The sequence below is a fragment of the Mycobacterium terramassiliense genome, from assembly GCF_900157385.1.
GTDB classification, from domain to species: domain Bacteria; phylum Actinomycetota; class Actinomycetes; order Mycobacteriales; family Mycobacteriaceae; genus Mycobacterium; species Mycobacterium terramassiliense.
In genome coordinates, this window is the sequence record NZ_LT717700.1 from 854,575 (window position 1) to 871,523 (window position 16,949).

15 protein-coding genes and 1 pseudogene are annotated in these 16,949 nt (G+C 69.7%); 10 read left to right on the top strand and 6 right to left on the bottom strand.

Annotation, left to right across the window (positions count from 1 at the left end; all coding sequences use genetic code 11):
* Positions 1 to 3 precede the first annotated feature (3 nt).
* Complete coding sequence (locus MTAB308_RS12200) at positions 4 to 348, bottom strand: hypothetical protein (RefSeq protein ID WP_077099651.1); 345 nt, start codon at positions 346 to 348, stop codon at positions 4 to 6.
* 63 nt (positions 349 to 411) lie between these two features.
* Positions 412 to 783, bottom strand: coding sequence for a hypothetical protein (locus MTAB308_RS12205; protein ID WP_157900943.1), 372 nt, complete (start codon positions 781 to 783; stop codon positions 412 to 414).
* 109 nt (positions 784 to 892) lie between these two features.
* Here MTAB308_RS12205 and MTAB308_RS12210 point away from each other — a divergent pair, with 109 nt between their 5' ends.
* The 4 genes from MTAB308_RS12210 (at position 893) to MTAB308_RS12225 (ending at position 5,639) form a co-directional block, all read left to right on the top strand.
* Positions 893 to 2,143: a cytochrome P450 gene (locus MTAB308_RS12210; protein ID WP_077099653.1), complete on the top strand. Its 1,251-nt coding sequence runs from the start codon at positions 893 to 895 to the stop codon at positions 2,141 to 2,143.
* A gap of 145 nt (positions 2,144 to 2,288) precedes the next feature.
* Positions 2,289 to 3,467 (top strand): FAD-binding domain, encoded by a 1,179-nt coding sequence (locus tag MTAB308_RS12215; protein ID WP_077099654.1) that lies wholly within the window; start codon positions 2,289 to 2,291, stop codon positions 3,465 to 3,467.
* Positions 3,468 to 3,513: 46 nt separating this feature from the next.
* Positions 3,514 to 4,413, top strand: a complete 900-nt coding sequence (locus MTAB308_RS12220) for an NYN domain-containing protein (RefSeq protein WP_077099655.1) — start codon at positions 3,514 to 3,516, stop codon at positions 4,411 to 4,413.
* A gap of 23 nt (positions 4,414 to 4,436) precedes the next feature.
* Complete coding sequence (locus MTAB308_RS12225; protein ID WP_077099656.1) at positions 4,437 to 5,639, top strand: MFS transporter; 1,203 nt, start codon at positions 4,437 to 4,439, stop codon at positions 5,637 to 5,639.
* Here the strand turns inward: MTAB308_RS12225 and MTAB308_RS12230 are convergent.
* The gene (locus MTAB308_RS12230) at positions 5,636 to 6,940 is read right to left on the bottom strand and encodes a cytochrome P450 (protein ID WP_083746512.1); all 1,305 of its coding nucleotides are present in this window, start codon (positions 6,938 to 6,940) and stop codon (positions 5,636 to 5,638) included. The genes MTAB308_RS12225 and MTAB308_RS12230 overlap by 4 nt on opposite strands.
* Positions 6,941 to 7,217: 277 nt before the next feature.
* Here MTAB308_RS12230 and MTAB308_RS12235 point away from each other — a divergent pair, with 277 nt between their 5' ends.
* The 3 genes and pseudogenes from MTAB308_RS12235 to murQ all read left to right on the top strand — a co-directional run bounded on the left by MTAB308_RS12235 (position 7,218) and on the right by murQ (position 10,214).
* Positions 7,218 to 8,447: a cytochrome P450 gene (locus MTAB308_RS12235; RefSeq protein WP_077099658.1), complete on the top strand. Its 1,230-nt coding sequence runs from the start codon at positions 7,218 to 7,220 to the stop codon at positions 8,445 to 8,447.
* 18 nt (positions 8,448 to 8,465) lie between these two features.
* Positions 8,466 to 9,209, top strand: a pseudogene (locus MTAB308_RS30590) (BadF/BadG/BcrA/BcrD ATPase family protein); the annotation flags it as partial.
* A gap of 90 nt (positions 9,210 to 9,299) precedes the next feature.
* Positions 9,300 to 10,214: an N-acetylmuramic acid 6-phosphate etherase gene (gene murQ, locus MTAB308_RS30595; RefSeq protein WP_077100153.1), complete on the top strand. Its 915-nt coding sequence runs from the start codon at positions 9,300 to 9,302 to the stop codon at positions 10,212 to 10,214.
* On the opposite strand, the gene MTAB308_RS12245 is transcribed toward murQ, so the two are convergent.
* Positions 10,196 to 11,638, bottom strand: a complete 1,443-nt coding sequence (locus MTAB308_RS12245; RefSeq protein WP_077099659.1) for an amidase — start codon at positions 11,636 to 11,638, stop codon at positions 10,196 to 10,198. The genes murQ and MTAB308_RS12245 overlap by 19 nt on opposite strands.
* A gap of 105 nt (positions 11,639 to 11,743) precedes the next feature.
* On the opposite strand from MTAB308_RS12245, the gene MTAB308_RS12250 reads away from it, so the two are divergent.
* Positions 11,744 to 13,063 (top strand): hypothetical protein, encoded by a 1,320-nt coding sequence (locus tag MTAB308_RS12250; RefSeq protein ID WP_425436254.1) that lies wholly within the window; start codon positions 11,744 to 11,746, stop codon positions 13,061 to 13,063.
* A 47-nt stretch (positions 13,064 to 13,110) separates the two neighbouring features.
* On the opposite strand, the gene MTAB308_RS12255 is transcribed toward MTAB308_RS12250, so the two are convergent.
* Positions 13,111 to 13,377 carry an SHOCT domain-containing protein gene (locus MTAB308_RS12255; protein WP_066907069.1) on the bottom strand — a complete coding sequence of 89 codons (267 nt, stop codon included), beginning with the start codon at positions 13,375 to 13,377 and terminating at the stop codon, positions 13,111 to 13,113.
* A 542-nt stretch (positions 13,378 to 13,919) separates the two neighbouring features.
* Here MTAB308_RS12255 and MTAB308_RS12260 point away from each other — a divergent pair.
* Together MTAB308_RS12260 and MTAB308_RS12270 are read left to right on the top strand one after the other, a co-directional pair.
* Positions 13,920 to 14,150 carry a DUF5134 domain-containing protein gene (locus MTAB308_RS12260; protein WP_108637277.1) on the top strand — a complete coding sequence of 77 codons (231 nt, stop codon included), beginning with the start codon at positions 13,920 to 13,922 and terminating at the stop codon, positions 14,148 to 14,150.
* Between the two features lie 270 nt (positions 14,151 to 14,420).
* A complete protein-coding gene (locus MTAB308_RS12270; protein WP_077099662.1) occupies positions 14,421 to 15,425 on the top strand; it encodes a cation diffusion facilitator family transporter in 1,005 nt (334 codons plus the stop codon).
* Here MTAB308_RS12270 and MTAB308_RS12275 read toward each other — a convergent pair.
* On the bottom strand, positions 15,422 to 16,714 hold the full coding sequence (locus tag MTAB308_RS12275) for an NRAMP family divalent metal transporter (RefSeq protein ID WP_077099663.1): 1,293 nt from the start codon (positions 16,712 to 16,714) through the stop codon (positions 15,422 to 15,424). The genes MTAB308_RS12270 and MTAB308_RS12275 overlap by 4 nt on opposite strands.
* Between the last annotated feature and the right edge of the window lie 235 nt (positions 16,715 to 16,949).

Here is a 16,949-nt window from a genome sequence, read left to right on the forward strand (position 1 = left end):
ACCTCACGACGCCGCCCGCATTTTCCCGAGGATGTCGGCCAGCCTGATGACCGCCAGCGTCAGCATCCCTTGCACCTCGGGCTTTTGCTCGGGAGGAAGGTCGTTGACCTCACCTTGCACCCTGGTGGCCTGCTGCTGCAGTGCCGCTAGCCGCTCGTTTCGCTGCGCCGGGTTGAGACCGTTCCACTGGTCGTCCAGCTCGGAGGTCTGCCGTAGCAGCTCCTGCACGTCCGACTTGGCGTCGGAGGGCGGGGCGGCCGGTGGCTGCAGCGGGTGGAAGTGGCCCGGCGCGGGCTGCGCGGTCACCTCGGCGTGGGCGGGGGTCCCCGCCAGGATCGCGACGCCCAACAGGCCTGCCCCAATGATCGCCGCGATTCTCCTCGGAACGCATCGCATTTGGTGTTCTCCGTGCTAGGGCGCGAACGCGCAGATGAACCCGAGCACCCGCTCGCACTCCTCCCGGGTGCGGAAGACGGGCGGTGGCGGCGGCGGCGGGGGTCCCTCGACGATGTTGTCGGGGCAACCGCCGTAATACCCGGGCGGGCACTGCTCGTGGTAGACGTGGCACACGTTCAAGTCCCACCCCGTAGCCCTCAACCCTGGCCACACGTAATCGCCCGGGCACCAGCGCATCCCGGGGCCGTGGTAGCACCCCGTCCGTGACGAACAGTGGTCATCGTCTGCGTGGGCGGTCGCGGTGACCGGCCCCGCACCGGCCGCCGCAACCCCGCCCGCGAGCACGGCACCCGCGACAACCCACCTGAGGGCGTCGGTGGTGTACATGCACTCACGTTGCCGCACAACGCTTGGCGGATTTTCGCCGATTTCTTGCGAAATTCTTGCGTTCGCCGGATAACCGTGACGTCGGTGCGCGCGCGGCTACCATCTCCGCATGGGCACTCCGAACCTCCCGCCGGGGTTCGACTTCACCGACCCCGACATCTACGCCGACCGGCTTCCGGTGCAGGAGTTGGCCGAGCTGCGCGCGAGGGCCCCGATCTGGTGGAACGAGCAGCCGCCCGGTCAGGGCGGGTTCGGCGACGGCGGCTATTGGGTGGTGACCAAGCACCGCGACATCCGCGAGGTTTCGCTGCGCAGCGACGTCTTCTCGTCGGCCGCGAAGTCGGTCGTGCCGCGCTACCGGGAAGACGTGGCGGCCGGGCAGATCGAGGCGGGCCGCGCGTCGATGATCATGATGGACGATCCCGAACACAGCCGGCTGCGCAAGATCGTCTCGCGCGCCTTCACGCCGCGCGCGATCGAGCGGCTGCGCGCCGACCTCAGCGAGCGCGCGGGGCGCATCGCCGCCGAGGCCGCGGCGGCCGGATCGGGCGACTTCGTCCGCCAGGTGGCCTGCGAGCTGCCCCTGCAGGCCATCGCACGCCTGCTCGGGGTGCCGGAGGAGGACCACGAGAAGCTGTTCGACTGGTCCAACAAGATGATCGGCGGCGACGACCCGGAGTTCGCCGAATACGATTCCCTGACGGCCGCGGGCGAGTTGATGTGGTACGCAATGCAATTGGCGGCCCGCAAGGCCGAAGCTCCGGGGGACGACATCGTCACCACGCTCGTCCAGGCCGACGCCGACGGCCAGCGCCTGTCCGACGCCGAGTTCGGCATGTTCGTGGTCACGCTGGGCATCGCGGGCAACGAGACGACGCGCAACTCCATCACGCAGGGGATGATCGCCTTCGCCGATCACCCGGAGCAATGGGAGCTGTTCAAGGCGCGCCGACCCAAGACCGCGGCCGACGAGATCATCCGCTGGGCCACCCCGATCACCGCGTTTCAGCGCACCGCGCTGGAGGACACCGAGCTCGGCGGTGTGCGAATTCGGGAGGGCCAGCGGTTGGTGCTGTTCTACCGCTTGGCCAATTTCGACGAAGAGGTCTTCGACCTGCCGTACACGTTCGACATCTTGCGCTGCCCCAACCCGCACCTCGGTTTTGGCGGCACGGGCGCGCATTACTGCATCGGCGCCAACCTGGCGCGCATGACGATCGACCTGATGTTCAACGCGATCGCCGACCACCTGCCCGATTTGGCCGCGACCGGTGAGCCGGAGCGGCTGCGATCGTCGTTCATCAACGGCATCAAGCACTGGCAGGTCGACTACCAAGGCGGCTGCCAGGTACCGCATTAGCCCGCGCCGGCCGCGCAGGCACGCGCCCGGCCAACCCATGCCGGCCGGAGAGCCGCACATATGCATCGTGCATCTACCCAAGTGCCGAAAAGGACCGCGAAGGGCTGGACGCCGCATGGCAGTGGGTGCCAACGTAGAAGCCGCCATGAGGATTGCCATCAGCGGTGCCGGCGTGGCGGGGGCCGCGCTTGCCCACTGGCTGCATCGCACGGGCCACACTCCGACGGTGATCGAGCAGGCGCCCAGATTCCGCACCGGCGGCTACATGATCGACTTCTGGGGCGTCGGCTACCAGGTGGCCAAACGCATGGGCATCGAAGACCGGGTCCGCGCCGCCGGATACGAGATCCAGCGGCTGCACTCCGTCGGCTCCCGGGGCGAGGTCAAGGCGGAGGTGGACACCGAGGTCTTTCGCCGCATGGCCGGTGACGAGTTCACCAGCCTGCCGCGCGGCGACCTGGCCGCCGCGATCTACGCCACGATCGAGGACAAGGTCGAAACGATCTTCGGTGACAGCATCGCCGCCCTCGACGAGCACGACGACGGTGTCCGGCTCGCCTTCGACAAGGGCGCGCCGCGCGATTTCGACTTGGTCATCGGCGCCGACGGGCTGCACTCCAACGTGCGCCGGCTCGCCTTCGGGCCGGAGCGGGATTACGAGCACTACCTCGGCTGCAAGGTCGCGGCCTGCGTGGTCGACGGCTACCGGCCCCGCGACGAGTTGGTCTACGTCATGTACGCCACCCCGGGGCGCCAACTGGCACGTTGCGCCCTGCGCGACGACCGCACCATGTTCCTGTTCATCTTTCGCGCGCCGAACGACCGCACCGCCGAGTCGCCAAAGGACCAGCTGCGCAACGAGTTCCGTGACGTCGGATGGGAAGCCCGGGAGATCCTGGCCACGCTCGACGACGGCCCGTCCGGTGTCCAAGACCTGTACTTCGACGTCGTCAGCCAGATCCGCATGGAGCGCTGGTCACGTGGCCGGACGCTGCTGATCGGCGATGCGGCCGCGTGCATTTCGCTGCTGGGCGGCGAGGGCACCGGTCTGGCGATGACCGAGGCCTACGTGCTGGCCGGCGAACTGGCGCGGGCCGGCGGCGACCACCGCCGGGCCTTCGATGCCTACGAGGCGCGCCTGCGTCCCTTCATCAAGGCCAAGCAATCCGGTGCGGAGAAAAACATTCCGTTCTTCGCGACGAGGACCCGCTTGGGCCTGTGGTTCCGGATCGTGGCGCTGCGCACCATGAACTTCGGTCCCCTGGCAAGGCTTTTCGCCCGCACCGTAATCGACGACTTCGAGCTCCCCGACTACGGCATATAGCCGGGGCGCTGTTCTTTGCATCCCGGCGTCGGACAAGATTGAGGGCATGACCGAACCAGGCGCTGCCCGTGTGGCGGTCTACCTCGACTTCGACAACATCGTGATCTCGCGGTACGACCAGGTGAATGGGCGTAACTCGTTCCAGCGGGACAAGGCCATCGGACTCGAGAAGCATCCCGAACGGCGGGCCCGCGCCACCGTCGACGTCGGGGCGATCATCGACTTCGCATCCTCGTTCGGGACGCTGGTGCTCACCCGCGCCTACGCGGACTGGTCGGCGGACGTCAATGCGGGGTATCGCGGACAGCTGGTCGCCCGCGCGGTCGACCTGGTGCAACTGTTCCCGGCGGCGGCCTACGGCAAGAACGGCGCCGACATCCGCCTGGCCGTCGACGCGGTCGAGGACATGTTCCGGCTGCCCGATCTCACCCACGTGGTGGTCGTGGCGGGCGACTCCGACTACATCCCGCTGGCGCAGCGCTGTAAGCGGCTCGGCCGGTACGTGGTGGGCATCGGGGTGGCCGGCTCGTCGAGCCGGGCGCTGGCGGCCGCCTGCGACGACTTCGTCATCTACGATGCGCTGCCGGGAGTCCCGGTGCTCGAGTCCGCACCGCCGACGGCCGACGCCGACGCCGACGCCGAGCCGAGGCGGCGGGCCGGGCGCACCAAGCCGGACAAGCGCGAGGAGCCGGAGGAGGCACCCGACCCCCAGGTCACCGCGACTGCGCTGCTGACGCGCGCGCTGCAGATCGGTCTCGAGAAGGACGACGTCGACTGGCTGCACAACTCGGCGGTGAAGGCGCAGATGAAGCGGATGGACCCGTCCTTCAGCGAGAAGTCGTTGGGTTTCAAGTCATTCAGCGATTTCCTGCGGTCGCGGTCGGACGTCGTCGAATTGGACGAGAGCTCGACGACCCGGATGGTGCGGCTGCGCGCAGCGGACTGAGCGTCTCCCCTACGCTGACGACCGTGACACAGGAAGTCCTCCGGCCGGGGCGCTCGTGGCCCCCTTGGCTCACCCGCAACGTTCGGGTGCTCTCCGGGGTCTCGTTCCTGCAGGACACCGCCAGTGAGCTGTTGTATCCGCTGTTGCCGATCTACCTCACGGCCGTGCTGGGCGCGCCCGCGTCCGTGGTGGGAGCGGTCGAGGGGGTGGCCGAGGGCGCGGCCTCGCTGACCAAGCTCGCCTCGGGCCCGCTGGGTGACAGATTCCAGCGGCGCCCGCTGATCGCCGCCGGTTACGGCATGGCGGCGCTCGGCAAGGTGATCATCGCGGTGGCCGCGGCGTGGCCGGGCGTGCTGGCGGGGCGCGTCGTGGACCGGCTCGGCAAGGGCATCCGGGGCGCGCCGCGCGACGCGCTGCTGGTCGACGATGTGGACGAGGCTTTGCGCGGCCGGGCTTTCGGCTTCCACCGCGCGATGGACACGTTGGGCGCCGTCGTTGGTCCGCTGCTCGGGCTGGCGGGCTACGAGCTGCTCGACCACCGAATCCCGCCGCTGCTGTATGTCGCGATCGTGCCGGCAGTGCTGAGCGTGGCACTGGTTTTTTTGGTGCGCGAGCGCGGCCGTCACGGCCCGCGGCCGCAGCGGCAGTCCCTGTGGGCCGGCGCGCGCGCGTTGCCGCGGCCGTACTGGCGGGTGACCGCACTGCTCGTGGCCTTCAGCGTGGTGAATTTTCCCGACGCGCTGTTGCTGTTGCGGCTCAACGAGATTGGCTTCTCGGTCGCTCAGGTGATTCTCGCGTACGTCGGATACAACGCGGTGTACGCCCTGTCCAGCTACCCGGCCGGGTCGCTCGCCGACCGCGTCGGCCGACCGGCCTTGTTCGGGATCGGCCTGGCGTTCTTCGCGATCGGCTACACCGGGCTGGGGCTGACCACCGACATCGTGACGGCCTGGCTGCTGATCGGCGCGTACGGTTTGTTCACCGGGTGCACCGACGGCGTCGGGAAGGCTTGGATTTCCGGGCTGGTCGGCCGGGAGCATCAGGCCAGCGCGCAGGGCGTTTTCCAGGCCGGCACCGGCCTGGCCGTCCTGGTGGCGGGGTTGTGGGCGGGCTTCCTGTGGGGTCCGAACGGCCAACTGCCGCTGCTCATTTCGGGAATTGCGGGCGGCGTGTTCGCGGTCTTGCTGATCGGCTCACTGCTGGTCCGTGGTGCTCGACACGGCTAACCGCCCGCGGCCGCCCGGTGGCTCGTGGTCGCCGTTGCGACGTCTCGCGTCGCCGCCACGGTGATGCGCGCGCCGCGGCGCGGCACCAGGATGACGTGCTTGAGCTTCTGCCGTTCGCCGGTCGCGGTGGTGGTGCTCAGCTCGACCCGGCGCAGGATCTCGCGCAACACCACGCGCATCTCGACCATGGCGAACCCGGCCCCGAGGCAGCGTCGGTTGCCGCCGCCGAACGGAAACCACGTCGCCGGGCCCAGCGTGGCGCCCACCATCCGATCCGGGTCGAACCGGTCGGCATCGGGATACACGGCGTCGCTGCCGTGCACGAGCACCATGCCGGGCGCCACCAAGACCCCGGCCGGCAGGCGGTAGCCGGCCAACTCGACGGGCTCGGTGAGCACGCGGCCCACGTCGAACACCGGCGGCCGGACCCGCAACGTCTCCTTCGCCACCGCGTCGAGATACTCGTCGCCGGCCGGGTCGCCCGCCGCACTGGTTTCGGCCGCCCGCACCGCCTTGGCCAACACGTCCGGGTGGCGGGTCAGCCGTTCCAGCGCCCAGGACAGTCCGGTGGCGGTGGTGTCGTGCCCGGCCACCAACAGCGTGATGAGCTGATCGCGCAGTTCGCGGTCGGACATTTCGCCGTCGCGCACCAGCATCGCCAGCACGGCGGTGCTGGTGGCCAGATTTGGGTCGGCACGACGGTCGGCGATTTCCGCGTAGAGCAGGCGGTCGGCCGCCGCGATTCGACGCCGCAGTCCCCGCCACGGCCAGTGGCGCAGCAGCTTCGGGTTCACCAGCGCGGCCGTCGCCCACGGACCGACCTTGAGCAATCGCGGCATGACCTCACGCAGCGCGGCGAGCCGGGCCGGGTCCGTGGCGCCGATGACCGTCCGCAGAATCACCTCGAGCGTGATCTCGGACATCTTGGGCAGCGCCGCGAAGCGTCTGCCCACCGGCCACCCGGCGATGTTCTCCGCGGCGATCTCGGCCATCAGCCCGGCTTGGCGCGCGACCGCCTCTCGATGGAAGGGCGCCGACATCAGGCGACGCCGCTCGGCATGCGCGCGGTCGTCGATCACCAATATCGAGGTGTCGCCGAGCAACCCGCTCAATAGCGAATTCGCTTCGCCGGCATGGAAGACGCGCGGGTCACCGGCGAACACCGTCTTGATATCGGCGGGATCGGCCAAATACACCAGGGTGCCGATCGACGCGATCCGGAGCGTGAAAATGCTGCCGTAGCGGCGTGCACAGGCGGCCACAAACCGCGGACCCCCGCGCAAGCTCAACGCCGCCTGCATCCACCCGGGAAGCCGGGGCCCGGGCGGAAGCGCGGTGGGCGTGGCTGTGGCCTGCAAACGTTCGATGCCCCAATTCTACGGCCGGACGCGGTCGCGGCGAATCCCGCGCGCGTTGGTCGATGCGATCGCCGCGGCAATGAGTCGCCCGCAAGGCCGTCGCCCGAGTGGCTGAACATTTTTGCGTATATGTATGGCGAGAATGCGTAGCGAGCCCGACATCGTTGACAGTCACCGAGCCTGGCCATACGGTGTGTGAAAGTTGTCGCGAGGAGAGGTCATGACCGTCGGTGCCGCTCCCACAAGCGTTTTCGATGCCGATCTGCCGACGCTGGAGTACGCCGCCGAGGAAACCCCCGCCGCGGTCTATCCCCGGCTGCAAGCGGCGCAACGGCAGGCTCCCGTCGCGATGGGGCCGTTCGGCCCCGAGGTGCTGTCCTACCGCCTGGTGCGTTCCGTGCTGCGCGACCCCCGGTTCCAGATCCCGCCCGGACTGAACATGCTCAGCCAGGGCATCAGTTCGGGCCCGCTGTGGGACAAGGTGGTCAACAGCCTGTTGTGCATGGAGGGCGACACCCACCAGCGGGTGCGCGGCCTGGCCTCGAAGGCGTTCACGCCGCGGGCGACGCTGCGCCTGCACGACACCATGGTCGCCGTGATGAACGAACTGGTCGATCAGATCGCGGCCGCGGGCCGCTGCGACGTCGTCACCGACCTGGCCCGCCCCTACCCGGTCCCGATCATCTGCGCGTTGCTGGGCGCGCCACGCGAGGATTGGCAACGGTTTTCCGCGTGGGCGGACGACGTCTTCAAGGCCTTCAGCTTCACCGTCGACCTCCGCGACGTCGAGCCGGTCGTGATGCACGCCTGGGGCGAACTCGACGACTACGTCGACGACATGATCGCCCGGCGCCGCCACAGCCTCACCGACGACCTGCTGTCCGACCTGATTCGCGCCGAGGACGACGGCGATCGGCTCAGCGCCTCCGAACTGCGCATGATGGCGGGCGGCCTGCTGCTGGCCGGCACGGACACCACCCGCAACCAGGTGGCCGCGTCGGTGCATGTCCTCTGCGAGCACCCGGAGCAATGGGGATTGCTCAAGGAGCAGCCCGAGCTGGCGATGCGCGCCGTCGAGGAGACCATGCGCCACTCGCCGATCGCGTGCGGGACCCTTCGCCTGCTGGCCGAGGACGCCGAACTCGACGGCTACCTTTTCCCCGCCGGCACGACCGTCTTGGTGAATACCGCCGCGGCCAACCGTGATCCGTCGGTCTACGACGACCCCGACCGCGTCGACATCACGCGCGACGGGGCGCCCCCGATCCTGACCTTCGGCGGCGGCGTGCACTACTGCCTGGGCGCCAACCTCGCCCGGCGCGAGATCGCCGAAGCGCTGAACGTCATCGCGAGCCGGCTGTTGAATCCGCGCACCGCCGGACCGGTTCCGTGGAAGCCGATGGTGAGCCTGAGCGGCCCGACGAGCCTGCCCATCGAGTTCGACACGTAGCCGCCCACGCGGCGGGTGATGAAGGATGGTGCGGTGATCCTCGCCGTCGACCTCGGCAAGACGTCCTGCCGGGCCGCGGCGGGCGGCCGGCGGGCCGAGGGGCCGGGCGCGCCGGGGCTGACGACGCCCGGCGGCGTGCGCGCCGCGGAGGCGGCGATCCTGGCCGCGGCTGGCGAATTGACGCGCGAGCTGGGCCCGGTCGATGAGGTGATCGTTGGCGCCGCCGGGGCGCTGGCGGCGCCGGACGCGGCGCGCGAGCTGGGCAATGCTCTGCTGGCCGCGCTGCGCGCCGAGCGCGTCGCGGTGACCAGCGACGCCGTTACCGCGCATGCGGGCGCGCTGGGCGGGCGGCCGGGGATCGTGCTGATCGCGGGCACCGGCGTCGTCGCGCTCGCCCTCGGCGCGGACGGCGCGCTGCGGACCGCCGACGGCTGGGGCCCGTGGCTCGGCGACGAGGGCGGCGGTGCGTGGATCGGCGCCGCGGGGTTGCGTGCGGCGCTGCGCGCCCGCGACGGCCGCGGCCCGTCCACCACGCTGCTCGACGCCGCCCGCGCGCGCTTCGGCGCGCCGGCCACCTGGCCCGCGCAACTCAACTCCGCCGCCGCGCTCGCATCCTTCGCGCCCGACGTGCTCGCCGCGACCGGCGACGCCGCGGCCCGGGCGATCGTGGACGCCGCCGCCGCCGCGCTCGCCGCGACCGCTCGCGCGGCCGGGGACGGCCCGGTGGCGATGGTCGGCGGGCTGGCCGGAGTCGAGGCGCTGCGCGAGCGGCTCGACCTCGTCCCGGCCGCCGGCGATGCGCTGGACGGCGCGCTGCGGCTGGGGGCGATCCACGAGCCGCACGTGATCCGCGTGCGCGCCGGCCCGCAAGCCCTTGCCCCGCACGGCCTCGACGCGCTAGCCACCGAGGCCTCCCGACCGGACCTGGACGATCTGGACGCGCGGCCGATCGGCGAGGTGGTCGCGCTGCTCGTCGCCGCCGAGGGCGAGGCGCACCGCGCGGTGGTCGCGGCGGTTCCGCGGATCGCGGCGGCGGCCGAGGCGATCGCCGCGCGGCTCGAGCGGGGCGGCCGCCTGTTCTACGCCGGCGCCGGCACGCCCGGGCGCCTCGGCGTTCTCGACGCGGCCGAGTGTGCGCCGACGTTCGGCACCGACCGCGTGCGCGGCGTGATCGCCGGCGGCGCGGCGGCGCTGACCGAGGCCATCGAGGGGGCCGAAGACCGGTTCGACCCAACCGATCTCGCCGACCTGGCCGCCGCGGACGCGCTCGTCGGGATCACGGCGTCGGGCCGCACACCGTACGTGCTCGGCGCGCTCCAGCACGCCCGGGCGGTGGGCGCGCTGACCGTCGCGATCGTCAACAACCCGGGCAGCGAGGCGTCTGCCGACGTGGTGATCGAGTTGCTGACCGGGCCGGAGGTGCTCGCCGGCTCCACCCGGCTGACGGCCGGGACCGCCCAGAAGGTCGTGCTCAACGCGCTCTCGACGAGCGCGATGATCGCGCTCGGCCGGGCCTACGGGCCGCGCATGGTCGACGTGCGCGCGACCAACGCGAAGCTGCGCCGCCGCGCGGTGCGGATCGTCCGCGACGCGGCCGGCGTCGACGAACAGGCCGCGGCCGGCGCGCTGGCCGCCGCGGGCGGTCACGCCAAGACCGCCATCGTCGCGCTGCTCGCGGGCGTCGACGCGGCCGAGGCCGCCGTGCGGCTCGACCGGGCGCGCGGACACGTGCGGGCCGCGCTGCGGCCTCAGCGCAGCGGGGGCTGAACCGACGACCACGGATGGGCCGATTCCAGTTGCGCGGCAACGCGAATGAGCACGTCCTCGCGCCCGTACGCGGCGACGAGCTGAACCCCGATGGGCAGACCGTCGGCGCTGCGGTGCAGGGGCAGGCTGATCGCCGGCTGCCCACTCATGTTGAACGGCGGGGTGAACACGGCGAACCGCCCGGCGCGGCGCATCGGCGCGTTCGGGTCGCCGGGATCGTTCTCGAATTCCGTGAGCGGCAGCGGCGGTTCGGCCAGGGTCGGCGTGAGCAGCAAATCCCAGCCGTCGGCCCACCACCCCTGCAGCTCCCGGCGGAAGGCCCATCCCGCCGCCTGGGCCGCCGCGTAGTCGAGGGCCGCCAGCCGCTTCGCGTGCCGGACGAGCGCCCAGTTCACCGGCTCGAGGTCGTCCTCCGTCAGCTCCCGTCCGAGCGTCTCGCCGAACCCGCGGGCCGCCATCGCCGTCTGCGTCGCCCACATCGCCATGAACCTGGGGGTCAGCGACGTGTCGGCGAGGCACGCCGGCCAGGCCGGCTCGACGGCATGGCCGAGCCCCTCCAGCATCGAGGCCGCGGCGCGCGCCGCCGCGGCGCAGTCGCCGTGCAGGAAGTCGCCGCGCGGGTGCACGTCGAGCAGCCCGATGCGCAACCGGCCAGGATCGGCGCCGACCTCCTCGGTGTAGGGCCGCCGCGGCGCCGGCGCGATGACGGAGTCGCCGACACCGGGGCCGCGGACGGCGTCGAGCAGTCGTGCCGTGTCGCGCACCGTGCGGCTGACGCCCAGTTCGACCCCCAGCCCGGACTCGGAGCGGGCCGGGCCGACCGTGATCCTGCCCTGGCTGGGCTTGAGCCCCACCAGCCCGCAGCACGACGCCGGGATCCTGATGCTGCCGCCGCCGTCCGAGGCGTTGGCGAACGGGACCATGCCGGCGGCGACCGCGGCGGCGGCGCCGCCGCTGGACCCGCCCGGCGTGCGATCGAGCGCCCACGGGTTGCGGGTGGCTCCCCAGGCCACCGGTTGGGTGGTGGGCAGGGTGCCCAGCTCGGGGCTGTTGGTCCGCCCGGCGATCACCAGGCCGGCCGCCTTGAATCGAGCGACCAGCGTCGTGTCGGCGGTGTCGCGGATGGCCGCCTGTTTCAGCGCGACGTTGCCGTTGGACAGGGTCTGACCGGCGAAGCTCGTATAGAGGTCCTTGAGCAGGAACGGGACGCCGCGAAACGGGCCGTCGGGCAGGTCGGGGCCGGCCGCCACGGATCGGGCGTGGTCGAACCACTCGATGACGACCGCGTTCAGCGCCGGGTTGGACCGCTCGATCCGCTCGATCGCCGCCTCGAGCAGTTCACCGGGTGTGACCTCGCCCTTGGCCACCAGCTCCGCCTGGTCGGTGGCGTCCATCCAGCGGATCTCTTCGGCAAGGCTGCTCATGGCTGATGTGTACCACGTGTGACCAATACCCCTGGACACAAGTCGCGGTCGGCCCCGGCCCCCCCTACGCTCGTTGGTTACACGAACTTAACGGGGGTTTTGTCGATGGGTGGGTGGACGGGGCTGACTGTGTCCACACTCAGGTTTGCCCTGATCGCGCCGGCCGTCTGCGTCGTCGTCGCATCCTGTTCGGAAACCGTGGGTCCACCCGCCGCCACCCCGACAACCACGATGTCCACCGCCAGGACGACCGCCCCGTCGGCCGCCGCGCCGCCCCCGGTGACCGGGCCCCTGGAGAAGGACTGGAAAAGCTACGGCGGAACGGCGTTCTTCGGTTGTCCCGAGAAGTTCTCCCAGAGCAAATCCGTGTTGGAGGACATCCGGCCCAAGGTTTTCGATACGAAGACCGGGCAGTACGTGGCGCCCGGCGCCCCGGCGCTCCCCGCCGGCGAGGACGTCACCGGCGGCATCTGCGCGCTCGCGGGGACGGCCGACGACATGAGGGTCGTCTATGTGCTGACCACCGCCGCCAAGACCACCGCCTACCTCTTCGATCTGAAGACCAGTCAACCGCTGGTGTCCAAAGAGCTGCAGCCGCCGACCCCCGAGCTGAAGCTGACCGCGCCGAACGAATGGGGCCTGGCCGCGACGGCCTCCGGCGTGGCGTGGGTGAACGCCTTCACCGACGGCCACGGCGCCGCGTCGCCACCGCGGACCGTCATCCTTTCCGCCGCCGACCTTTCGATGATGTGGAACGACCCGCAGCCGGGCCGCGTGTGGCAGGACGTGCTGGCGTTTCAACGCAACACCGATCCCGCCAAGGCGTCGGGGGCCGAACTGCGCCGACCGAGCGGTGAACCGATCTACCAGGACAACGACATTTCGTCCGTCGACGGCGAATTGTCCGATGGGCCGGACAAATTGGTGAAGATCACGCACCAGGATTCGTCCAACCCCCCCGTGGTCTCGACGATGTTCTATGACCTGAACGCCAAGGCCCTCATCAAAGTCGGTGATATCGACCGGATTTCGGGCGGCGGGCTGGCCGCCACCCTGTCGGACGGGAAGTTGTTCGTCGATGGCCGCAACTCGGGCAATTCGCAGTTCGGGTTCGGGGTATGGAACCTGCGAACGCAGCAGTGGGACCTGCTGAAGACGCGCGAGGACGCGACGAAGATGTCGATCGCCAAATTGGCTTTCTTCGAAAACCACCTCTACATCACCAATGTCGGCAATACGTTCGCCGTCCTCGCCCTGCCCGGCACCGAACCGATCTCGACGATGTGGTCCGTCCGTCCGTTCGCGCGGATATCGGGCTGGACGCTGGTCTGCCGCGGCGAGAATGCCGCGAACTTGAACGGGGACTGTAAGGACATCGTCATGGTGCAGGACCAGGACGGCCACTTTCCCGGCCCCTGGTTCTGAACTTCGAGGCCGACGCGGGTCCCGTAAAGAAACCGGACGCACAGACCCTACGGGCGTGCGTGATCGCGCAGCACCGCCAACCGGTGGCGATATTCCGTCTCGTCGATCTCACCCCGGGCGAAGCGTGCGGCGAGCACCTGCTCCGGCGTGACGGACGGCGTTGCGGCCGGGGGAATTCGGTAACCGCGGCGATCCCCCGTCGTGTACACGACGAGCGCAACGATGCCGGCGATCAACAGCACCCAGAACAGCACCATGCCGATGCCCATCCCCCATCCCCACCAACCCATGTTGTGGCCGTACCAGAACATCATCGCGTGTACCTCCCATAGGATCCGAACGCTATTCGTTGACTGCTAATTTCACGCGTTACCGGACGCGCAGTCAGGGGCCGATCGGCACGCGCGTCGGGGACCTTCGACCCTCGATCCCAGGTTCCCAATCGCCGGCGGACCCGCGGCATCCTCAACCGCCAGACGGTTGCCGTTAGTACCCTACGGGGGTATGGTTCCATGCATGAATGATACTCACATCCGCCATTGCAAGTCCACCAGCTGTGGCTGCGGCGACTCCGGATGCATCCAAGCAGCCGGCTGCGCGTGCGGTCACCCCGATTGCACGTGCAACGACTGATCGCCCTCTCGGCCGGGGCCTCGACACGAGCGTCGAGGCCTCGGCCGATTTCATGGACTCACCGCGCCACTAAGCATTACTTCCAACAGAGGTGACGCCGCCCCGAAATGTTCAGCGTTTGAGGGCATTACGCGAAAGCCTGTACGGATGATCAGTCGATCGAACCAAAAGGCGCCATGTGTCGTCCGCCGCACTGGCCACGGATACGCTTGGGACGTAAACGATGCCGGCACACGAGATGTCGGCAACTGGATCCGGAACGGAGTGGATCACCGCGGTGAACTGGATCGCGACCCTCGGATTCGGACTCGTGGCCCTGTGCTGGGCCTGCCTTTACGTCGCCGAGCGCCGAATCAACGCCGTGCCGCAAACCGGGCAGCTCGCGCGCCTGTTACCGCTCTATCAGATGTGCACCGCCGCCGGTACGGCCGTGATGTTCGGCGCGGTGCTGTAGCGTGCGCCGCGGACCTGGCCGCGAAGTCAGCGCTCGGTGTCGCTATTGCTCTTGTCGCCGTTGGGTTGGCCGCGACCGCCGGCGCCGACCCCAACGCATTCGGTGTCCTCAGCTGTTCCTGCCGGCCGCTCCCAGGCATCAGTCCTGGCGGCCACGACCCGATCGACGAGGGAATCCGGGAGGGCGTCGGTGATGTGCTATCGCGCTCGCGTGGGCCGGACAAGTAACCTATTATCTGCGTATGCACGCAGATAAGCCAGTAGCGTCGGGATGAGTGCGGATAGCGGGCATGGTCACGTTCACGAACATCCACACGGGATTCGCGGCGTCCTGACGCACCTGCTGGTCCCGCACAGCCACGATGCCGCCGACAGCGTCGACACCGCTCTGGAATCCAACGCCATCGGCATCCGGGCGGTCAAGGTCAGCCTCGTCGGGCTGGGCGCAACCGCGGCCGTACAGGTCGTGATCGCCGTCGTCTCGGGATCGATCGCCCTGGCCGCCGACACCATCCACAACTTCTCGGACGCCCTGACCGCGGTCCCGCTGTGGATCGCGTTCGCGGTGGGCAACCGCCCGGCGACCCGGCGCTACACCTACGGCTACGGGCGCGCCGAAGACATCGCCGGCCTGTTCGTCATCGCCATGATCGCGCTGTCGGCGATCATCGCGAGCTACGAAGCCGTCGTGCGGCTGATCCACCCCGTCACCATCGAGCATGTCGGCTGGGTCGCCGGCGCCGGTGTGATCGGCTTTTTGGGCAACGAACTCGTCGCGGCCTACCGGATCCGCATCGGCCGCCGCATCGGATCGGCCGCCCTGGTCGCCGATGGTCTGCACGCCCGCACCGACGGATTCACCTCACTGGCAGTGCTTTTCGGAGCCATCGGCGTCGCTTTCGGCTATCCGTTGGCCGACCCCATCGTCGGCCTGGTCATCACGGTGGCGATCATGGCGGTGCTGGGCCGCGCCGTGCGCGACATCTTCCGCCGGCTGATGGACGCGGTGGACCCCGGACTCGTCGACGTCGCCGAAGCGGCGCTGGCCGCCAGGCCCGGCGTCCGCAGCGTGCGCAGCGTGCGGATGCGCTGGATCGGTCACCGCCTGCACGCCGACGCCGAACTCGACATCGATCCCGCCACCAGCCTCGAGGACGCCCACCGCATCGCTCACGACGCCGAACACCAACTCACTCACGCGGTGCCGAGGCTCGACAGCGCGCTCGTCCACGCCTATCCGGCGCACAGCGGTGCGCCGCCGGGAGATCCCGCCTAGGTCCAGCCGAGTGCCTGCGGCACCATGTAGAGCCCGAAGCCCATCACCACGAGGCAGAGCGCCCGGGCGACGTATTTGCGAAGTCCGCACATGCGCCACTCCTCGGGCAGCGCGCGCGCTTCCAGGGCCAGCAGCAGGCCCAGCACGATGGGCAGCAGCAGCGCGTTCATCACCTCGACGTCGACGGCGAGGTTGACCAGGTCGACGCTCGCCAGCACGAGCACGGCGCCGATCACGTGTGCTAGCCCGTAGGTGATGTAGAACTTGGCGGTGGCCCGGTTGGGCCGCTCGTTGAGGGTGTGCTTCCACCCGAAAACCTCCGAGAGTCCCCACGCCCCGGCCAGCGACGACACGATCGCGGCGACCAGCGCCGCGCCGAGCATGCCCAGCCCGAACAGGACGGTGCCGCCGACCCGGCCCAGGTACGGCGTCAGCGCGTTGGCGATGTCGCCGACGGTGTTCAGCGCGCCCTCGCCGCCGTGGGCTCCGATGGTCGAGGCCACGGTGACGACGACCGAGATCATGATCAGCTGGGTCAGCACGGCGCCGGCGGCGGTGTCGTGCCGGGCCTCGCGGATGGTGGCGACCGACAAATGCTTGTCGACGACGGCGCCCTGTTGGTAGAAGACCATCCAGGGCATGATGACCGCGCCGACGTTGGCCGCGACCAGCAACAGATACGACGAATTGCCCAGCGGCATCGACTTAAGGCCCTCCACAAGGGCTTTCGGCTCGGGACGCGCCATCAACATGGCGACCAGGAAGGCCAGTTCGGCCGAACCGATGACCAGGCCGATCCGTTCCACGCGCCGGTAGCTGCCGGTCAGCGCCAGCGCCAGCAACGCGGCCGTCGCCACCGGAATGCTCACCCACCGCGAGACGCCGAACAGGTCGCCCACCCCGGCGACGCCGGCGAACTCGGTGAGCAACGCACCGATCGCCGAGGCGAACAGTGTGAACGCCGAGATCCACGCCCAGAAGCGGCCGAACTGTTCCCGGATTAGCGCGCCGTGCCCCTTCTTGGTGACGATGCCCAGCCGCACCGTCATCTCCTGCACGACATACAGGATCGGCATCAAGATCAACTGCGGTAGCACCATCCGGTAGCCCCACTGCGCGCCGGACTGCGACGCGGTGATCAGCGAGCCCGCGTCGGTATCGGCCAACATCACCACCAGGCCGGGGCCCCACACGGTCAGCAGGCCCCACCGCAGCCACCGACCGCGACGGGACGCCGATACGGACGACTCGTCCGACGCGTCCGCGACCGGTGCGGTTGTTTCGGTCACGCTCGACAGGCTCCTTCGTGCGACAGCGGTGGACAACAAACTAAGCCTCGCCTAACTAGCGGTCGTCACCGACCCCGGCTTTCCTCGCGGGAACTCACTTGTCCCGGAGTTCCGTACTTTTTTGTAGACAACCTCCGACAACACGCCGACGGGATCAGCAAAGAGTTTTGCGGCGGGCGGCCCGGTCACTACTATGATTCGACAACCCCAGCAAAGGGACACCGAGGATGCAGAT